This is a genomic window from Bacterioplanoides sp. (assembly GCF_965226395.1).
In the GTDB taxonomy this organism is placed as follows: domain Bacteria; phylum Pseudomonadota; class Gammaproteobacteria; order Pseudomonadales; family Oceanobacteraceae; genus Bacterioplanoides.
The window spans coordinates 1118774-1135680 of the sequence record NZ_OZ245358.1 but is presented as its reverse complement, the minus strand read 5'-3'; the positions used below and the strand labels follow the sequence as shown (position 1 = coordinate 1135680).

The 16907-nt window shown below is 49.1% G+C and carries 15 protein-coding genes and 1 tRNA gene; 7 read left to right on the top strand and 9 right to left on the bottom strand.

Annotated features, from left to right (window positions below):
* Window positions 1-37 precede the first annotated feature (37 nt).
* Together ACO05E_RS05170 and ACO05E_RS05165 are read left to right on the top strand one after the other, a co-directional pair.
* Window positions 38-922: an alpha/beta fold hydrolase gene (locus tag ACO05E_RS05170; protein ID WP_419811919.1), complete on the top strand. Its 885-nt coding sequence runs from the start codon at window positions 38-40 to the stop codon at window positions 920-922.
* Between the two features lie 155 nt (window positions 923-1077).
* On the top strand, window positions 1078-1215 hold the full coding sequence (locus ACO05E_RS05165; RefSeq protein WP_419811918.1) for a hypothetical protein: 138 nt from the start codon (window positions 1078-1080) through the stop codon (window positions 1213-1215).
* A 103-nt stretch (window positions 1216-1318) separates the two neighbouring features.
* On the opposite strand, the gene ACO05E_RS05160 is transcribed toward ACO05E_RS05165, so the two are convergent.
* The 6 genes from ACO05E_RS05160 to ACO05E_RS05135 form a co-directional block, all read right to left on the bottom strand.
* Window positions 1319-1394, bottom strand: a tRNA-Phe gene (locus tag ACO05E_RS05160).
* Between the two features lie 85 nt (window positions 1395-1479).
* Window positions 1480-1758, bottom strand: a complete 279-nt coding sequence (locus tag ACO05E_RS05155; RefSeq protein ID WP_419811917.1) for an oxidative damage protection protein — start codon at window positions 1756-1758, stop codon at window positions 1480-1482.
* A 41-nt stretch (window positions 1759-1799) separates the two neighbouring features.
* The gene (gene mutY / locus ACO05E_RS05150) at window positions 1800-2852 is read right to left on the bottom strand and encodes an A/G-specific adenine glycosylase (protein WP_419811916.1); all 1053 of its coding nucleotides are present in this window, start codon (window positions 2850-2852) and stop codon (window positions 1800-1802) included.
* Window positions 2853-2985: 133 nt separating this feature from the next.
* Window positions 2986-5397 carry an EAL domain-containing protein gene (locus tag ACO05E_RS05145; protein ID WP_419811915.1) on the bottom strand — a complete coding sequence of 804 codons (2412 nt, stop codon included), beginning with the start codon at window positions 5395-5397 and terminating at the stop codon, window positions 2986-2988.
* 163 nt (window positions 5398-5560) lie between these two features.
* Window positions 5561-6181, bottom strand: a complete 621-nt coding sequence (locus ACO05E_RS05140; RefSeq protein ID WP_419811914.1) for an MlaC/ttg2D family ABC transporter substrate-binding protein — start codon at window positions 6179-6181, stop codon at window positions 5561-5563.
* A 120-nt stretch (window positions 6182-6301) separates the two neighbouring features.
* Window positions 6302-6706 carry an acetyl-CoA sensor PanZ family protein gene (locus ACO05E_RS05135; RefSeq protein ID WP_419811913.1) on the bottom strand — a complete coding sequence of 135 codons (405 nt, stop codon included), beginning with the start codon at window positions 6704-6706 and terminating at the stop codon, window positions 6302-6304.
* Between the two features lie 97 nt (window positions 6707-6803).
* Between ACO05E_RS05135 and hisB the strand changes: the two genes are divergently transcribed.
* From hisB to hisF, 3 genes are all read left to right on the top strand, one after another.
* Window positions 6804-7412, top strand: a complete 609-nt coding sequence (hisB, locus tag ACO05E_RS05130; RefSeq protein WP_419811912.1) for an imidazoleglycerol-phosphate dehydratase HisB — start codon at window positions 6804-6806, stop codon at window positions 7410-7412.
* Between the two features lie 3 nt (window positions 7413-7415).
* Entirely contained in the window at window positions 7416-8063 is a 648-nt protein-coding gene (hisH, locus tag ACO05E_RS05125; RefSeq protein WP_419811911.1) for an imidazole glycerol phosphate synthase subunit HisH, read from the top strand.
* Window positions 8064-8328: 265 nt separating this feature from the next.
* Window positions 8329-9117: an imidazole glycerol phosphate synthase subunit HisF gene (hisF, locus tag ACO05E_RS05120; protein WP_419811910.1), complete on the top strand. Its 789-nt coding sequence runs from the start codon at window positions 8329-8331 to the stop codon at window positions 9115-9117.
* A gap of 50 nt (window positions 9118-9167) precedes the next feature.
* On the opposite strand, the gene ACO05E_RS05115 is transcribed toward hisF, so the two are convergent.
* Together ACO05E_RS05115 and serA are read right to left on the bottom strand one after the other, a co-directional pair.
* Window positions 9168-10004 carry a flagellin gene (locus tag ACO05E_RS05115; protein WP_419811909.1) on the bottom strand — a complete coding sequence of 279 codons (837 nt, stop codon included), beginning with the start codon at window positions 10002-10004 and terminating at the stop codon, window positions 9168-9170.
* A gap of 163 nt (window positions 10005-10167) precedes the next feature.
* Window positions 10168-11397, bottom strand: coding sequence for a phosphoglycerate dehydrogenase (serA, locus tag ACO05E_RS05110; RefSeq protein ID WP_419811908.1), 1230 nt, complete (start codon window positions 11395-11397; stop codon window positions 10168-10170).
* A 291-nt stretch (window positions 11398-11688) separates the two neighbouring features.
* Between serA and ACO05E_RS05105 the strand changes: the two genes are divergently transcribed.
* Both ACO05E_RS05105 and ACO05E_RS05100 read left to right on the top strand, forming a co-directional pair.
* Window positions 11689-13107, top strand: coding sequence for an FAD-binding oxidoreductase (locus ACO05E_RS05105; RefSeq protein WP_419811907.1), 1419 nt, complete (start codon window positions 11689-11691; stop codon window positions 13105-13107).
* 131 nt (window positions 13108-13238) lie between these two features.
* Window positions 13239-14339, top strand: a complete 1101-nt coding sequence (locus tag ACO05E_RS05100; RefSeq protein ID WP_419811906.1) for a PilT/PilU family type 4a pilus ATPase — start codon at window positions 13239-13241, stop codon at window positions 14337-14339.
* Window positions 14340-14363: 24 nt separating this feature from the next.
* On the opposite strand, the gene ACO05E_RS05095 is transcribed toward ACO05E_RS05100, so the two are convergent.
* Window positions 14364-16889, bottom strand: coding sequence for a penicillin-binding protein 1A (locus tag ACO05E_RS05095; protein ID WP_419811905.1), 2526 nt, complete (start codon window positions 16887-16889; stop codon window positions 14364-14366).
* Window positions 16890-16907 lie beyond the last annotated feature (18 nt).

The window sequence follows — 16907 nt, the reverse complement described above, 5'->3', positions numbered from 1 at the left end:
TCAGATTATCTGAGCAGGCTCAAAGGAGGAGAGGCTGATGACGGTTTTGCATTCACAACACACTTTAATGGTTGATACCCCTGAAGGGCAAAAGCAGATGGCGTATCAATGCTGGAAGCCTCTGGATCATCTACCTCAGCATATTGTGGTATGTGTCCACGGCTTAACCCGTAACGGCCGTGACTTTGATTTTCTGGCGCGCGAGCTGGCACAGCAAGCTCTGGTTATTTGTCCGGATGTCTTAGGGCGGGGAGACAGTGAGCGTATGCAGGATGCGGCGTTATACGGCTACCCTCTGTATCTGCAACAAATGACGCAATTACTAGCGTTCCTGAAGACTGAATATTCTCCACAACAATGTGACTGGGTGGGCACCTCCATGGGGGGCTTGATTGGTATGATGCTGGCCGCATCACAGTCACCATTACCTTTAACCCACCTGGTAATGAACGATGTGAGCTACTTTATTCCCATGGCCTCCTTACAGCGCATTGCGGCTTATGTCGGAAAACCGCAGGCCTACCATTCCGTCACCGAGGTTGAGCTTCACCTGCGCGATATTGCCCGTTCCTTTGGCCCTCTGACCGATGAACAATGGCATCATTTGGCCCTGCACAGTTGTGAGCCACAGCCTGGGGAGACAAGCGGGGAGGATACATTGATACTGCGGTATGACCCGCAAATTGCTCTGGCTTTTTCTCAGCTGAAAGGGGATGTGGATCTATCGCCCATCTGGGAGCAGGTCAGGCAATCGGTCTTGCTGCTGCGTGGGGCAGAGTCTGATTTATTGCTGGCTGAAACGGCCGCAGCGATGGCGGCACAAGACAATGTTGAGATGGTTGAGTTTGACGGAGTTGGCCATGCTCCGATGCTGATGAGTGATGACCAGATTCAGGTGGTTTCTCGGTATCTTTTTCCATGATGGCAACGCTGACTGGATAAATTACGGCTAATATTTACAGAGCAGAAACAAAACTCTGCAAAGACTACAAGGAAAGCGGACAAGCCAAATCTTAGTATGAAGAGAGTACTTTGGGATCTTCATCTGGATAGGGTGAGTCACATAAGGAGCAACTTATGGATCTTGAACGTTTTGTACCAGAGCTGGGCTACACCGAACAGCAACCTATGACGCGTGAGGTGGTTCACGTCCATCTTTATTGTATGCTGGGAGCGCTGGCGTTATTGGCGTGCGCTGCATTCTGGGTGTACTAGTCGATCTTTCTTATGACTGTCGCAACTTTGCGGTGTGACTCTGTCATTATTTCCAGCTAGCAGAAACGAAAAAGCCCTGACGAATCAGGGCTTTAAAAATAAGTGGTGCCCGGAGGCGGAATCGAACCACCGACACGGGGATTTTCAATCCCCTGCTCTACCGACTGAGCTATCCGGGCACTTCAAGAAGCTGTGTAACGTTTGCCTCTCAAGTGGCGCGTATTAAACCGTTTGGACGTTCTGCTGTCAACACTTGTTTTGAATTTATTTTTCTTTGTTTTCAGGGACATAGCCTTCGGCTTTGTCATACTCCTGGCCGCTGAGGAATTTGTCGCGTTGTTCGGTGATGTATTTACGTGCCTGCATATCCATCATGTTCAGATGTTTTTCGTTGATCAGGCGGGTCTGGTGCTCGGTCCACTCTTGCCAGGCTTGTTTTGAGACATGATTAAAAACTTCTTCACCGGCAGGCCCGGGAAAGGGGAGGGTATCCAGTCCTTCCAGTTCCTGTTGGTACTTTTTGCAGAATACGGTTCGGCTCATAAGATAATTCTCGATGATTCAGAAGATAAATTAGCGCTGTTTCAGGCAGTCAGCTGGTGCTGATGCAGCAGTTTTTTCACCGGTGCTGCCAGTCCCAGTTCGCTTGGCTGAGCAGGATTGTACCAGTGCCCATTATCTTCCCCTACCCAGTTCGCCGTTTTGGTTAAACAAACTCTGAGCGGCTGGATATGCAAGTGGTAATGGCTGAAGGTATGGCGAAAGCTATCCCAGCTTTCGACTTTGACATCAACGCCTAAGCGCTGTTTGACCCATACAAGGGCAGCATCCGGGCTTTCCACCTCCGGGAAGCTCCACAATCCACCCCAGATGCCGTTTTGTGGGCGTTGCTCCAGGTACAGTGAGCCATCCGGCTGTTGCAGCATCAGTAATGCGGTGTGCTTTTCCGGTTTCTCTTTTTTGGGCTTGGAATTGGGAAATTGGCTGGGGTTTCCGGTTTTATAGCCTGCGCATTGTGGCTGAAGCGGACAGATACCACAGGCGGGTTTACTGCGGGTACAGAGTGTAGCCCCCAGATCCATCATGGTTTGTGTGTATTCGCGGTGGCTATGATCAGGCGTTAGCTGTTCGGCAACCTGCCACAGCTGTTTTTGAACCGCTGTGGTTCCGGGCCAGCCTTCAACTGCATAGAAACGGGTAAGTACTCGTTTAACGTTACCATCCAGAATGGGAGCGCGGATTCCCATGCTGATGGAGGCAATCGCTCCGGCTGTGGAGCGGCCAATACCGGGTAATTCAGACAGCTTTCCAACACTTGTTGGAAAGACCCCCTGGTATTGTTCAACCACTTGCTGGGCGCAGGCATGCAGGTTACGGCCACGAGCGTAGTAGCCTAACCCAGTCCACAGGTGCAGCACTTCATCCTGCTCGGCTGCTGCCAGACTGAATACATCCGGAAAGCGCTGCATAAAACGTTCGAAATAGGGAATAACGGTGGCTACCTGGGTTTGCTGCAGCATAATTTCAGATACCCAGACCCGATAGGGAGTAATATTTTGCTGCCAGGGAAGGTGTTTACGACCGTGTTGTTGATACCAGGCCAGTACTACATCGCTGAATTGAAATGGCTGAGTCATCAGAAAGCTAAATTATTGGTTATTAAAGGTGTTAACAGGCCCTAGTTACCAGGAGCTGTAACTGAGCGCAGCAGTATACCTGAGCCAGAAATTCAGGTTAATTGTTGTGCTGAACATGGTTTATTAGCAGGCTTTAAATCGGCTGATTCTGAGACTGTTGTTGGCGTTCACTTTCCAGTAAGAACTGATGCAGCTGGCCAAGGGAAAGTGGTCGGCTGAACAGATAACCCTGGCCTTCGTCACAGTTGTTACGACGCAGGAAATGCAGCTGCTCCTGAGTTTCGACACCTTCAGCAACAACCTCCAGGCTGAGCTTGTGTGCCATGGCAATAACCGCCGCGGTAATGGCCATGTCGTTCTGATCTTCCGGGATATCGCGGACAAAAGAACGATCCACTTTTAATACATCAATCGGGAAACGTTTAATGTAAGACAGGGAAGAGTAGCCGGTACCAAAGTCATCAATGGCGATAGAGACCCCGGTGGTTTTAATCTCCTGCATGATTTTAATGGCGGTTTCTACATCATCCATCAGTGTGCTTTCGGTCAGTTCCAGTTCAACACACTCCGGTGGAATCTGGCTGATTTCAATAACATTGCGGATTTTGGCAGCCAGATCCGGATCAGCGAACTGCTTGGCTGACAGGTTAACAGCTACCTTGGCGCTTCTGGGTAACACGTTATCGCGGATCAAAGAACCAATCTGATGGCAGCTTTGCTCCAGCACCCAGTTGCCGATATCCAGAATTTGTCCGGTTTCTTCCGCTACCGGAATAAAGCGATCAGGTGTGATTACCCCTTTGTCTGGGTGCTCCCAGCGAATCAGGGTTTCGACACCGGTAATGGAGTAATCAAACAGGCTTATCTTCGGCTGGAACACCAGGGTGAATTGTTCTCTGCGGATGGCTTCGGTCAGCTCTTTTTCCAGTGCCAGGTGCTCAAGAATGGAGTGGTTCATATCTTCCGAATAAAACTGGAAGTTATTACGGCCCAGCTCTTTCGCCCGGTACATAGCCAGGTCGGCGTTTTTCATCAGGGTGTTCACATCGGTTGAGTCTTCCGGCGTCATGGTGATACCGATACTCACTGTGGTGACAATGTCCTGACCTTTAATACGGATGGGTTTCGCCAGTGAATGCAGAATTTTTTCCGCCACCACCCGCACATCGGCAGTTTGGCGGACATCCGTCAGCAGGATGGTAAATTCATCGCCGCCAATACGAGATACGGTGTCATTTTCACGCACGGTTGCATTCAGGCGGGTGGCGACTTCTTTGAGCAGAATGTCTCCGGCATCATGACCCAGGGTGTCGTTGATGCGTTTAAACTGATCCATATCGAGAAACATCAGCGCCATGGATGAGGATGAGCGCATTACCGACTTGACCGACTTTTCCAACCGATTTTTAAACAGACGTCGGTTTGCCAGGCCGGTGAGCGGATCATAAAAGGCCAGATTTTCCATTTTGATCTGGGCCGATTTCAGTTCTGAAATATCAGAAATAGCACCAAGATAGCCGAGTAATTCACCATCGCGGTCGTGTAATGCGCCAGCCAGTAAATGAATCCAGGTGTAATTGCCGTCACGCCGCGTCAGGCGCAGTTCAAGAGCGATACTTTCCTGTTTTGAAATCAGACGATTCCAGGCGTTTTGTGCCGGTATCAGATCCGCTGGATGTACCTGCTTAAACCATTCATGCAGGCTGGGAGCTTTAGCCTCGGTGCCATGAATATCACGCCAACGCTGATTCACATATTGCAGTTGCTGCTGGGCATCGACCTGAAAAATCCCAACCGGTGACAGGGCTGTCAGTTTTCGGAAGCGTTCCTCAGAATCTTTTAACGATAAGTTCTCTTCTTCGATGGTTCCCAGTAAGCCATTAAACAGATCGACCAAGTCACCCAGTTCATCATTGTTTTCTTTGATCGCACGAATGGAATAATCCTTATTGTGCATAATGTTCTTCAGCGTATTACTGAGCTCACGCATGGGGCGCGCCACCACGTCTTGTAACTGGTTGGCGAGAAAGACAGCCAGCATAACGGAGACAGCCAGAATAATGACCGAAAAGAGTAAAAACTGATTAAAGCGATTGAGCAATTCCTGACGGCTGTTTTCCAGATACAAGGTGCCGATGTGCTCATTCTCCAGGCGAATAACAAAGTATTGGCTGAAGTTACTGTTTTGTTCTGACTGCAGCTGCAGCAAGCGCTCCGGGCAGTTGGCCTGATTTTGTGCCGCCTGATACTGAGCGACCAGACTTTGTTTATCATCGTAGATACAGCCACGCAGGATGCTGTTATCGGCTTTTAAGGTTTTGAGATTGGTTTGCAGCAGGTCATAGTCGCTGAAGGTGAGTGCGGTGGTTGCGCGTTTGGCGATCATTTCACCCAGTACTGACAGCTTTTCCTGAGTATCGTGACGGCTCAGGTAATATTCCAGCGACATAAATGCCGTGTTAGAAAGCAGCAGCGTTAAACTACTGGTAATCAGGGAGATAATAACCAGCTTGCGGCGAAGTGACTGTGTCTGAAGTGACTGCATTAAAGGTGTAACTCATTCCATTAGCGCTGGCATCAAAAACGAATAAAGCCGATATAGCCTGACATAAGTCAAACTATAACATCTAACCTTAGCTGATTTTGCCAGACAGGCAATGAGGCATTGCCTGTTTTCAGAGATGAGTCACACGGATGGAGTGGTGTTTTTAGCGGCTGGCCTGTTGTGTTTCGGCCTGAGAGAGTTCGGTTAATAACTCGGCGATAGAGATAGTTTGTAAGCGTTCGCTAAGCTGCTGACGATAGGTTTTTACCATACCTAACCCGGCAACAACGGCATCATAAACCAACCACTGCTGGGTCTTTTTATTCCGGTACAAGCGAAAATCGATCGGAACCACGCTGCCGTTATTCTGAACCAGTTTGCCTTTTACCAGAGCACGATTTCCCTTTTTATTGAACTTAGCGGGTTCAAATGAAAACTCTTCACCATTAAAGGCTTTAAAAGCGCCGGTATAGGTGCGAATCTGAAGCTCACGGAAGTTATCAATAAAGGCCGTTTGTTGCTCTTCAGTCGCCCGTTTCCAGTGTTTGCCTAATGCGCCTTTGGCAATTTTTTCCTGATCAATGGCGGGTACAATATACGTCATAACTAAACGACGAATTTGTTCTTCCGTACGGTCTTCTTTGTCGAGCTTGGTCAGCTCGCCAATAACACCCTGTGTTGCTGTTTCTACAACGGCTTTTGGTTCCTGAGCGTGCGCCGTAACAGCAAACATCAGAGCGAGAAAAACCGAAAATGAAATCAGTGACTGAATAGCAATTCTCATAATAACCTCGCTTGTACCTGTCGATTGAATAGGGCAGCCAGTATGAGCACCACGTCACATTAAATAAAGCAAAAAAAGATAAAATAATTGTTCCTTGTGTGGAACAACTCTGGCTGAGTGCTAGGGATTGTATACCCAGTTGTTGCTTTTGTTAACAAAATCGCGATGTGCAATTGCTGCTCGCAAGTATTCAGGAAGTGATTGAATAATAAGGGTTTTTTCTTCTTCTTTGGCCCACTTTTGAGTGTGGTGCAGGAGCTGATGAAGCACGCCCCGGCGCTGGGTGATCTGGCGTACTGCCGCTTGTTCCAGTAGTACGCCTTGTTCTGTTTCAGTAGCGATCATCAAGCCGATAATGCGATCGTTAAAACGCCCTGCCAGAATCCAGCTGCCGTTATCCAGTTTTTGCTGTAGCTGCTCAGAGGTGTCTGTTAAACCGTTATCGGATGTTTCCTGGTGAATTTTGCCGATATCCTGCCAGTCGGCATCGTTTGGTTGACGAATATGTTCTAAGCGGACTGGCATAACGATTACCTCTGATCTGACGACTTATCTAAAAGCAGGAGTTTTTTGTCTGGCTGCTTTATAATGCGTTTTTCAAAATTTTGCGAGAGTTGAGTTCATGACCACTAATGCCGCTGTTGAGCGCAGTGCAACGGTTGAGCGAAATACGCTGGAGACAAAAATCCGCGTCAGCATCAATCTGGATGGTACTGGTAAGGCGAAGTTTGATACCGGAGTTCCTTTTCTGGAACATATGATGGATCAGATTGCCCGCCACGGTTTAATTGACCTCGACATCTATTGTGACGGCGATACTCATATTGATGATCATCACACAGTAGAAGATATCGGCATTACTCTGGGTCAGGCGTTTGCAGAAGCGATTGGCGATAAGAAAGGCATCGTACGTTATGGCCACTCGTATGTGCCATTAGACGAGGCACTGTCACGCGTTGTCATCGACTTTTCCGGTCGCCCGGGTCTGGATTTTAAGTGTGATTTTACCCGTGGCAACATCGGCAAATTTGATACTCAGTTATTCTGGGAATTCTTCTACGGCTTTGTGAATCACGCCAAAGTAACGCTGCACATCGACAACCTGAAGGGCTTTAATGCGCACCATCAGGCCGAAACCATTTTTAAAGCGTTTGGCCGGGCACTGCGCATGGCGGTGGAACAGGATCCTCGTATGGCCGGTGTGATGCCTTCTACCAAAGGAACTCTGTAACTCATGGCTGCGAGTAAAGTATGTGCTGTTATCGACTACGGCATGGGCAACCTGCACTCCGCACATGGTGCGTTACAGAAAGTGGCTCCCGACACTCAGGTATTAGTGACCTCTAAACCAGAAGAAATTCTGGCCGCTGATCATGTGGTGTTGCCGGGTGTCGGCGCTATTCGTGACTGCATGGGTGAGATTAAAGCCCAGGGCATTGATCAGATTGTGGCCGAAGTGAAAAAGACCAAGCCTTTGCTGGGTATTTGTGTGGGTTTGCAGGCGATGATGAGTCACTCCGAAGAAAACGGTGGCGTTGATTGCCTGAATCTGTTCGACGGCCAGGTCAAATATTTTGGTGATGACCTGAAAGAAAACGGCGAGCGCCTGAAAGTCCCTCATATGGGCTGGAATCAGGTGGAAACGCTGGCTCATCCGTTATGGACGGATATTGCTGACGGCAGCCGCTTCTATTTTGTGCACTCTTATTATGTCGATGCCACTGACAAGAGTCAGGTAAAAGGCCGTGGTTTTTATGGTAAATCGTTTGATGCGGCATTAGGGCAGGATAATGTGTTTGCGGTGCAGTTCCACCCAGAGAAAAGCCATAACAATGGTTTGCAGTTATTAAAGAATTTCCTGAGCTGGGACGGTCAGGCTTAAGTATTCCGGAACACGATATTTGTTTCTTCAGCACGTTGTAAATACATCCATGTAAACTCGACTGCCGCATCCATGCGGCAGACGGCTGCCGAAACAAACATCGTCTTCCTCATGTATAAATTGGCGGAGGGAAAATAATCGTAGCGGGCGCAGATGGCATGGATGCCATGTACGAGCGCACATGGATGTGTTCACAGCGTCCCGCATAGGTTGTTCTCCCTTCGGCAATGTTGTCATCGCCAGATTTATATTGAAGAGATAATAAATGGCATTAGCAAAACGAATTATTCCTTGTCTGGATGTTGATCAGGGCCGTGTGGTTAAAGGCGTTAACTTTGTTGGTATTCGTGATGCCGGTGACCCGGTTGAAGTTGCCAAGCGTTACGATGAGCAAGGCGCTGACGAAATTACTTTTCTCGATATTACCGCGACCCATGAAGATCGTGGCACTACGGTGCAGATGGTCGAGGCCATTGCCGAGCATGTCTTTATTCCGCTTACCGTTGGTGGCGGCATTCGCGAAGTGGATGATATCCGCCGTATGTTAAATGCCGGGGCGGATAAGGTATCGATCAATTCGGCGGCTGTGTATAACCCGGAATTTGTGCGTGAAGCTTCCGAGAAGTTTGGCGCTCAGTGCATTGTGGTCGCGATTGATGCCAAGCGTGTTGCCGGTTCTGGTGAACTGGGTGACCCGCAAAACAAATGGGAAATCTTCACCCATGGTGGTCGTAAGCCAACCGGTATTGATGCGGTTGAATGGGCCATTAAAATGGCCGACTACGGCGCCGGTGAAATTTTGTTAACCAGTATGGATCGCGATGGTGTTAAAACCGGTTTTGATCTGGGAGTAACACGTGCGATCAGTGATGCGGTGAATATTCCGGTCATTGCGTCCGGTGGTGTTGGCAATTTAGAGCACCTGGCGGAAGGTGTGACACTGGGTCATGCCGATGCGGTTCTGGCAGCGAGTATTTTCCATTTTGGTGAATACACCGTACAGCAAGCTAAGCAGCATATGGCGGATGCCGGAATTGAGATGCGCCTCGACTGAGAATATTGCTGAATTAAAAAGCCCCGTTTTTACGGGGCTTTTTAATGGGGCTAAGAAAGTAACCTCAGCACATCTTCAGCTCCGGCATTGGCTTGTAACTGGGTGGCAATCTGAGCCTGTTGCTGAATCTGACCACGGATCAGTTCAGAGACTGAGGTGGCTAAATCGGCATCCTCAATCCGGCTGCGGGCCGCCTGAGAATTTTCGTTGCTTTGCGTCAGGTTATTAATGCTGGCGTCCAGACGATTGCTGACGGCTCCCAATTCGGTTTGCCGTCCGCTGATTTGCTGCTGCAGTCCAGACAGCGTATCCAAGGCATCAGCGCTGTCTGCACTGGAAAAATCGATCTCACTTAATGCCTGATTAAGGTCATCCGCTAAAGTATTGGCGCTTAATGACAGGCTATCACCCGCATCTTCACCGATCTGAAATTCAAAGTCGGCTGTTTCTCTGGTGTTTTGTAAGCTACTGCTCTGTAAGTTATCGCTCTGAAAAATAGCCCGGCCATTAAACTGGCTTTGTTCGGTGGTTTGCCGGATCTGATCGGTGATCTGCTGCGCTTCTGAGGTCAGTGCCTGGCGATCAGAATCATTCAGAATGCCATTCCCTTGCTGTACTGCGATTTCCTGTAAGCGTTCTAAGCCGGCACTGATGCCTTGTAGTGCGCCATCTTCGGTCTGAATTAATGACTGCGCGTTGATCGCATTTTGTTGTGCTTGTTGATTGCCGTTGATCTGACTGGAGAGGCGAGTGGCAATGGCCAGTCCGGCGGCATCATCGGCAGCTGAATTGATACGACGGCCGGAAGCAATCTGCTGCTGAGATTGAGGCGCCGTATTATTGCTATTGATCAGGCTGCTGGCAGCGCCAGAATTAATGGTATTCATCAGAAGTCTCCAGCAGAGTTAGCTGAAGCTTAATAGTATGAAACAGAGAAGGGCGGGTTAAGTAACGGAATGTCAGGGGTTACAAATGACAGTTGCTAAAGCCTGAAGGCAAAAAAGCCACGCATAAGCATGGCTTTTTAATGGCTGAAAATCAGCCGCTGAATCAGTACAGCACGCGAGCGCGGATGGTACCGTCAACGGTTTTGATTTTTTCCAGCGCCAGTTCAGAGGCATCAGCCGCTACGTCGATCACAACATAACCTACGTCTTCAACAGTCTGCAGGTACTGACCTGAGATGTTGATATTGTTTTCTGCGAAGATGCTGTTGATGGCGTTCATCACACCCGGAACATTTTTGTGAATGTGCAGGATACGGTGAACGTCCGGGTTGGACGGCAATGCCACTTCCGGGAAGTTCACGGAAGAGGTGGTGGTGCCGTTATCACTGTATTGAGCCAGCTTCTCGCCCACTTCTTTACCGATGTTTTCCTGCGCTTCCATGGTGGAACCACCCACATGTGGGGTCAGGATAACATTGTCGAACTCACGCAGCGGTGACTCAAATTCTTCGTCGTTGGAGCGTGGTTCAACCGGGAATACGTCAATGGCAGCGCCCAGCAGCTTCTTGCTGCGAACCGCATCGGCCAGTGCATCGATATCAACCACGGTGCCACGAGAAGCGTTCAGCAGAATGGAGCCTTGCTTCATTTGCTCAAATTGCTCCGGACCCATCATCCATTTGGTCGCTGTGGTTTCAGGGACGTGCAGGGAAACCACGTCAGCGATGTTCAGCAGCTCATTCAGTGAACCGACCTGAGTGGCGTTGCCAATCGGCAGCTTGGTAACCACATCGTAGAAATACACTTCCATACCCAGGCTTTCGGCCATAACAGATAGCTGAGTACCAATGCTGCCGTAACCGACGATGCCCAGCTTTTTGCCACGGATCTCGTAAGAATTAACCGCTGATTTGCTCCAGCCACCACGGTGACATTCAGCATTTTTCGCTGGTACACCACGCATCAGCATAATGATTTCAGCAATGGACAGCTCGGCAACGGAGCGAGTGTTGGAATACGGTGCGTTAAATACCGCAATACCACGTTTGGTCGCCGCTTTCAGGTCAACCTGGTTGGTGCCAATGCAGAAGCAACCCACCGCAATCAGTTTTTCCGCTGCGGCGAAGATTTCTTCGGTCAGCTGGGTACGGGAGCGAATGCCAATGAAGTGTGCGTCTTTAATACGCTCTTTTAATTCATCATCTGGCAGCGAGGTCTTCAGGTACTCGATGTTGGTGTAACCGGCCGCGTTCAGAGTGTCTAACGCGGACTGATGAACACCTTCTAACAAGAGAAGCTTGATCTTGCTTTTGTCGAGAGACGTTTGAGTCATGGTGGTACCTATTTACAGTCAGTAATAAACGAATTCTGTCGTTTGCGCTGGTGTGGTAATTCCGATTCAACATCACACCAGTGGCTGTCAGCAAAGGGGATGAGTTGTCTAACTGGTCAGCTTTGCTTCTGGTTTCAGAACTGAAATCGCTCTGAAAAATAAGGCGCGTATGCTAGCATACGCCGCTCATAAAGTGAGCCTCAAAGTCGCGTTTATCTCTCGTTCTCAACGAATTTGCGGCGAAGATTTTTCAACTTGAGGTGAAGAAGTTTCATCTAGCTGGACGAACTCATGACCACTCAGACGCAAGCCCCCCTTTCTCAGGACGCATTGATTGAACAGCTGTCAGCCATTGTTGGCGACGATAAAGTGCGTACCGATGCGGATTCACTGGAAACCTTTGGTAAAGACTGGACCAAAATTTATCCGCCAAAACCAAGCGCGATTGTGTTTCCGAAAACCACTGAGCAGGTGCAACAGGTTGTTCAGCTGGCCAATAAGCATCAGCTGGCGCTGGTGCCATCCGGTGGTCGTACGGGGTTAAGTGCTGGTGCTGTGGCGGCTAATGGTGAAATTGTGGTGGCTTTCGACTACATGAATCAAATCACCGATTTTAACGCTACCGACCGCACGGTTAAGTGTGGCGCGGGTGTGATTACTGAGCAGCTGCAAACCTTTGCCGAAGATAATGATCTGTTTTATCCGGTTGATTTTGCATCCGCTGGCTCAAGCCAGATTGGCGGTAATATTTCCACCAATGCCGGCGGTATTAAAGTCATTAAATGGGGCATGACCCGTGATTGGGTAGCGGGCCTGACGGTTGTGACTGGCAAGGGTGATATCCTTGAGTTGAATAAAGACCTGATGAAAAACAACACGGGTTACGACATGCGCCAGTTGTTTATTGGTGGCGAAGGCACTCTGGGTTTTGTGACCGAAGCAACTATGCGCCTGACGCGTCAGCCAAAAAACCTGACGGTTTTAGTGTTGGGTATTCCTGAGTTGGATAACGTGATGAACGTATTGAGTCAGTTCCAGTCGAGCATGGACCTGACCGCGTTTGAATTCTTCTCTGATAAAGCCATGCAGAAAGTGCTGGCGCGTGGCGATGTTCCGGCTCCGTTTGAAACCAGTACCGACTTCTACGCCCTGATTGAATTTGAATCTCTGACCGATGCCGATATGGATCAGGCGATGACCATGTTCGAACAATGCGTTGAGCAAGGCTGGGTGGTTGATGGTGTGATCAGCCAGTCAGAAACTCAGGCGGCGAATCTGTGGCGCTTGCGTGAAGATATCTCTGAGACCATTTCCGAATGGACGCCGTACAAAAATGATATTTCAGTGGTGGTTTCTAAAGTGCCGCCATTCCTGCGCGATATTGATGAAGTGGTTACCCGTGAGTATCCGGACTTCGAGATTATCTGGTTCGGCCATATTGGTGACGGCAACCTGCACCTGAATATTCTTAAGCCAGAAGGTCTGGCAAAAGAAGAATTCTTCGAGAAGTGTGCCAAGGTATCGACCTGGGTATTTGAAATTGTTGAAAAATACCAGGGTTCTGTCTCTGCCGAACACGGTGTGGGCATGACCAAAAAGCCGTATCTGGAATACACCCGCTCGGCTGCGGAAATGGCTTATATGAAAGCGGTGAAGCTGGCGTTTGATCCAAATAATGTGATGAACCCGGGCAAGCTACTGGATGTGTAAGCATCGGTTACCTGATGGTTAACAACCTACACAAAGTAAAGGCCACTAATGAGAATTAGTGGTCTTTTTTTTGGGCCGTAATCGGCAACAATAAGAAAAGATATTATTTTCAGCACAGGATTCATCCCACTATGACCATTACTAAACTGCTGCAGGTATTGGCTAAACACGGTGGCTCAGACCTGTATTTGAGTACCGGAGCCGCTCCCAGTGCGAAGTTCCAGGGGAATCTGAAAGCTCTGAGTAAGGAGCCTTTAAAGCCGGGCCAGATTGAAGCGATGGTCAACGATATTATTGACGATGAACAACGTCAGGAATTTGAAAAAGAGCTGGAGTTGAACATTGCGATCAGCTTGCCTGTTGGTCGTTTCCGGATGAATATTTTTCGTCAGCGCCATGAGGTTTCATTAGTGGCCCGAAATATTGCGGCTGAGATCCCTAAGTTCGAAGCGCTGGGGCTGCCGGAAATCTTGAAAACAGTCATTATGGCAAAGCGGGGTCTGTTGTTATTTGTTGGGGCGACCGGCTCGGGTAAATCAACATCGCTGGCGTCACTGATTGATCATCGTAACAGCCATTCGGCAGGTCACATTATTACGATTGAAGACCCGGTTGAGTACGTTCATTCCCATAAAAAGTCGATTGTGAATCAACGAGAAGTGGGAACAGATACTAAGTCTTTCCATCGCGCTCTGAAAAATACCCTGCGCCAGGCACCGGATGTCATTCTGATTGGCGAAATCCGTGATCGTGAAACCATGGAGCATGCCTTGGCGTTTTCTGAAACCGGGCACCTGGCCATTTCGACGTTACATGCAAACAATGCTAACCAGGCATTAGATCGCATTATGAACTTCTTTCCCGAAGATCGTCGTCAGCAATTACGGCAGGATCTTGGCCTGAATCTGCGGGCTATTGTATCTCAGCGTCTTATTCCAACAACCGACAGCAAACGAGTGGCGGCTTTTGAAGTGTTGCTTGGCAATAAAACCATTGAGGAGTTAATACTGAAAGGCGATATTGCGGGTATCAAAGAGATCATGGAAAAGTCTGAGAATCTGGGTATGCAAACCTTTGACACATCTCTGTTCAGACTTTACCAGGCGGGTCGGATTTCATTAGAAGAGGCGTTAAAAAATGCCGATTCTGAAAATAACCTTCGTTTGCGTATTAAGCTGGGTAAAAAAGCAGGCTCTTCTCAGTCTGCTTCTGAAGGGATGAGCATTACGTAATTGTTATTACGTAATGCATTAGTATTAGAACAGCTGTTCAGGGGTGAACTCTTCATCACTGCTGGCTTCGCCGGTATCAAATGACGGCGCGGTTTTTACTGGTTGCTCCGGTATATTCTGCTCGCGGAAGTATTCAAAAATAGCATTGTCTTGCCCTGGAGTGGCCAATAACCCGGTTTCGGCATCAATACGAACACTGACAATTCCTTCGGGCTGTTGGAATGGACGTTGTGGTACACCATCCAGCGCTACCTTCATGTAATCAACCCAAATCGGCAATGCGGTATTGCTGCCATAGGCCCATTTTCCCAGTGTTCGTGGCTGGTCAAAGCCGACCCAGACGGTAGTGACTAAGTCGCGACTGAAGCCAGAGAACCAGGCATCCTTCTGATCATTGGTTGTCCCGGTTTTACCAGCCAGATCATTACGTTTCAGAGCTAATGCACGTTTACCGGTTCCGCGACGCACCACATCCTGTAGCATGCTCACCATTAAGAAATGTGTTTGTGCATCCATCACTTCGGCCGCAGCGCGAGCTGGCTTAAGTGTATCTGAAGTTGGTGTCTCGGAGGTATTGAGGTTCAGTGTCAGGGAGGCTTGTAATTGCTTCTCCAACTCACTGATTTCGCTTTCGGTTGATTCCTGATTCAGGCATTCACGGCAGGCAACCTCAGGGTCAGCCTGATACAGAATGTTGCCCTGATTATCTTCGATGGTTGTGATCAGATACGGCTTCACTGCGAAGCCACCATTAGCCAGTGCTGCGTAGCCGGTGGCCAGCTCCATAGGCGTGACCGCTGATGCTCCCAAGGCCAGTGATAAATCCTTGTTCAGTTTTTCTTTAGGGAAGCCAAACGGCGTAATGTAATTAACTGCCCGGCGTGGCCCGGTCTGCTTCAGAATACGAATAGATACCAGGTTCTGCGATTTATACAAAGCTTCACGTAACCGGGTTGGGCCATAAAATTTGCCGCTGTGGTTTTGTGGACGCCAGGTATTCTCAAGGCTGGCGTCTTCAAACACCACGGGAGCATCATTAATAATGCTGGCAGGGGTGAAGCCATTGGCCAGTGCGGCACTGTAAACAAATGGCTTAAAGGCCGACCCCGGTTGGCGGTCGGCCTGAATGGCGCGATTGAATTCGTTACTGGCGGCAGAGAAACCACCGACCAGCGCCTGAATCGCACCGTCTTCCGGGCGCAGAGAAACCAGTGAGCCTTCCGCTTCAGGTCGTTGTGCCAGTCGGAAACCCTGCTGAGTTTGTTCTAACCAGATAGTCTGACCTGGTTGTAATACCTCGGTTGCTGAGCCGGGCTCTGTGCCAACCACGTCAACATTAACATAAGGCTTCGCCCAGTTAATTTGAGCGAATGGTAGCCAGTACTCCCCTTGCTGAGTTAACACCCAGGCACCATCAGGGTAAACACGGCTGGCGATTGCCGGGGAAAGCAGACCATTGACGGCTTTTTGATTCAGTAACGTGCGCCATTGATCAAGAGTTTGTGGCCAGTCGATATCAAATGCGCTATCGGCTTTGTCAAACCACTCAAGTAGCTGAGGCGGTTGTTCCGAGAGCGGTCTTGTTAGGGTTAGCGCAACCGGTTGAGAAATCTCACGATTATCTTCATTAACACGCCAGCCATGGTCGCGGTCATACTTTAATAAGCCACGTTGTAGCGCTTCATTTGCCGCTTGTTGGCGTGCCGCGTTGATGGTGGTTGTGACCTTATAACCGGCGGTATAGATATCACTACCAAATCGTTTCAGCATATCCAGCCGAACCATCTCAGCGGCGTAGGGTGCGCTGACTTCTGAAATCAGACCGTGATAGCGTGCTGTAATGGGAGCACTGGCAGCTTGTGTAAATTGATCCTGAGATATTTTGTTGAGTGTGCGCATACGCGCCAGCACATAGTTACGACGACTCTTAGCCCGCTCGGGGTTATTAATAGGATTCGCAGCAGATGGAGCTTGTGGTAATCCGGCAATCATCGCCAGTTGTGGTAATTCCAGCTCATGAATGGATTTTCCGTAATAAACCTGCGCTGCGGCTTCTATCCCATAAGCACGCTTGCCGAGATAAATTTTATTGATATAAAGCTCAAGAATCTCTTGTTTGGTCAGTGCTTTTTCAATTTTGAGTGCCAGCAGGATTTCGGTGAACTTACGGGTAAAGGTCTTTTCACTGGATAAATAGTAGTTTTTGGCCACCTGCATGGTGATGGTACTGCCGCCGGACTTTTTGCGTCCGGTGCGGATCAGTTCAATCACTGCTCGTGTCAGGCCTTTAAAATCAACACCGCCGTGCTCAAAGAAGCCATCGTCTTCTGAAGCCAGAAGTGCATCAATAAACTCAGGCGGTACCTGGTCAAATCGAATTGGCGTGCGGCGCTTCTCGCCAAACTCACTCATCAGGCGTCCATCTTCGCTATACACTCTGAGTGGTGTTTGCAAATCAATTTGGCGTAATTGTTCCGCATCCGGCAGCGTCGGTGCCAGATAAAGATAGATGCCCAGAGAGACCATTCCGGTGCCGGTGGCACTGGACATAATCAGCCAAAATAAGAA

Bases quoted from the DNA above. Each gene is read 5' to 3' on its own strand.
- ACO05E_RS05170 (WP_419811919.1), top strand. From the start codon at position 38: ATGACGGTTTTGCATTCACAACACACTTTAATGGTTGATACCCCTGAA.
- ACO05E_RS05165 (WP_419811918.1), top strand. From the start codon at position 1,078: ATGGATCTTGAACGTTTTGTACCAGAGCTGGGCTACACCGAACAGCAA.
- ACO05E_RS05155 (WP_419811917.1), bottom strand. From the start codon at position 1,758: ATGAGCCGAACCGTATTCTGCAAAAAGTACCAACAGGAACTGGAAGGA.
- mutY (WP_419811916.1), bottom strand. From the start codon at position 2,852: ATGACTCAGCCATTTCAATTCAGCGATGTAGTACTGGCCTGGTATCAA.
- ACO05E_RS05145 (WP_419811915.1), bottom strand. From the start codon at position 5,397: ATGCAGTCACTTCAGACACAGTCACTTCGCCGCAAGCTGGTTATTATC.
- ACO05E_RS05140 (WP_419811914.1), bottom strand. From the start codon at position 6,181: ATGAGAATTGCTATTCAGTCACTGATTTCATTTTCGGTTTTTCTCGCT.
- ACO05E_RS05135 (WP_419811913.1), bottom strand. From the start codon at position 6,706: ATGCCAGTCCGCTTAGAACATATTCGTCAACCAAACGATGCCGACTGG.
- hisB (WP_419811912.1), top strand. From the start codon at position 6,804: ATGACCACTAATGCCGCTGTTGAGCGCAGTGCAACGGTTGAGCGAAAT.
- hisH (WP_419811911.1), top strand. From the start codon at position 7,416: ATGGCTGCGAGTAAAGTATGTGCTGTTATCGACTACGGCATGGGCAAC.
- hisF (WP_419811910.1), top strand. From the start codon at position 8,329: ATGGCATTAGCAAAACGAATTATTCCTTGTCTGGATGTTGATCAGGGC.
- ACO05E_RS05115 (WP_419811909.1), bottom strand. From the start codon at position 10,004: ATGAATACCATTAATTCTGGCGCTGCCAGCAGCCTGATCAATAGCAAT.
- serA (WP_419811908.1), bottom strand. From the start codon at position 11,397: ATGACTCAAACGTCTCTCGACAAAAGCAAGATCAAGCTTCTCTTGTTA.
- ACO05E_RS05105 (WP_419811907.1), top strand. From the start codon at position 11,689: ATGACCACTCAGACGCAAGCCCCCCTTTCTCAGGACGCATTGATTGAA.
- ACO05E_RS05100 (WP_419811906.1), top strand. From the start codon at position 13,239: ATGACCATTACTAAACTGCTGCAGGTATTGGCTAAACACGGTGGCTCA.
- ACO05E_RS05095 (WP_419811905.1), bottom strand. From the start codon at position 16,889: ATGTCCAGTGCCACCGGCACCGGAATGGTCTCTCTGGGCATCTATCTT.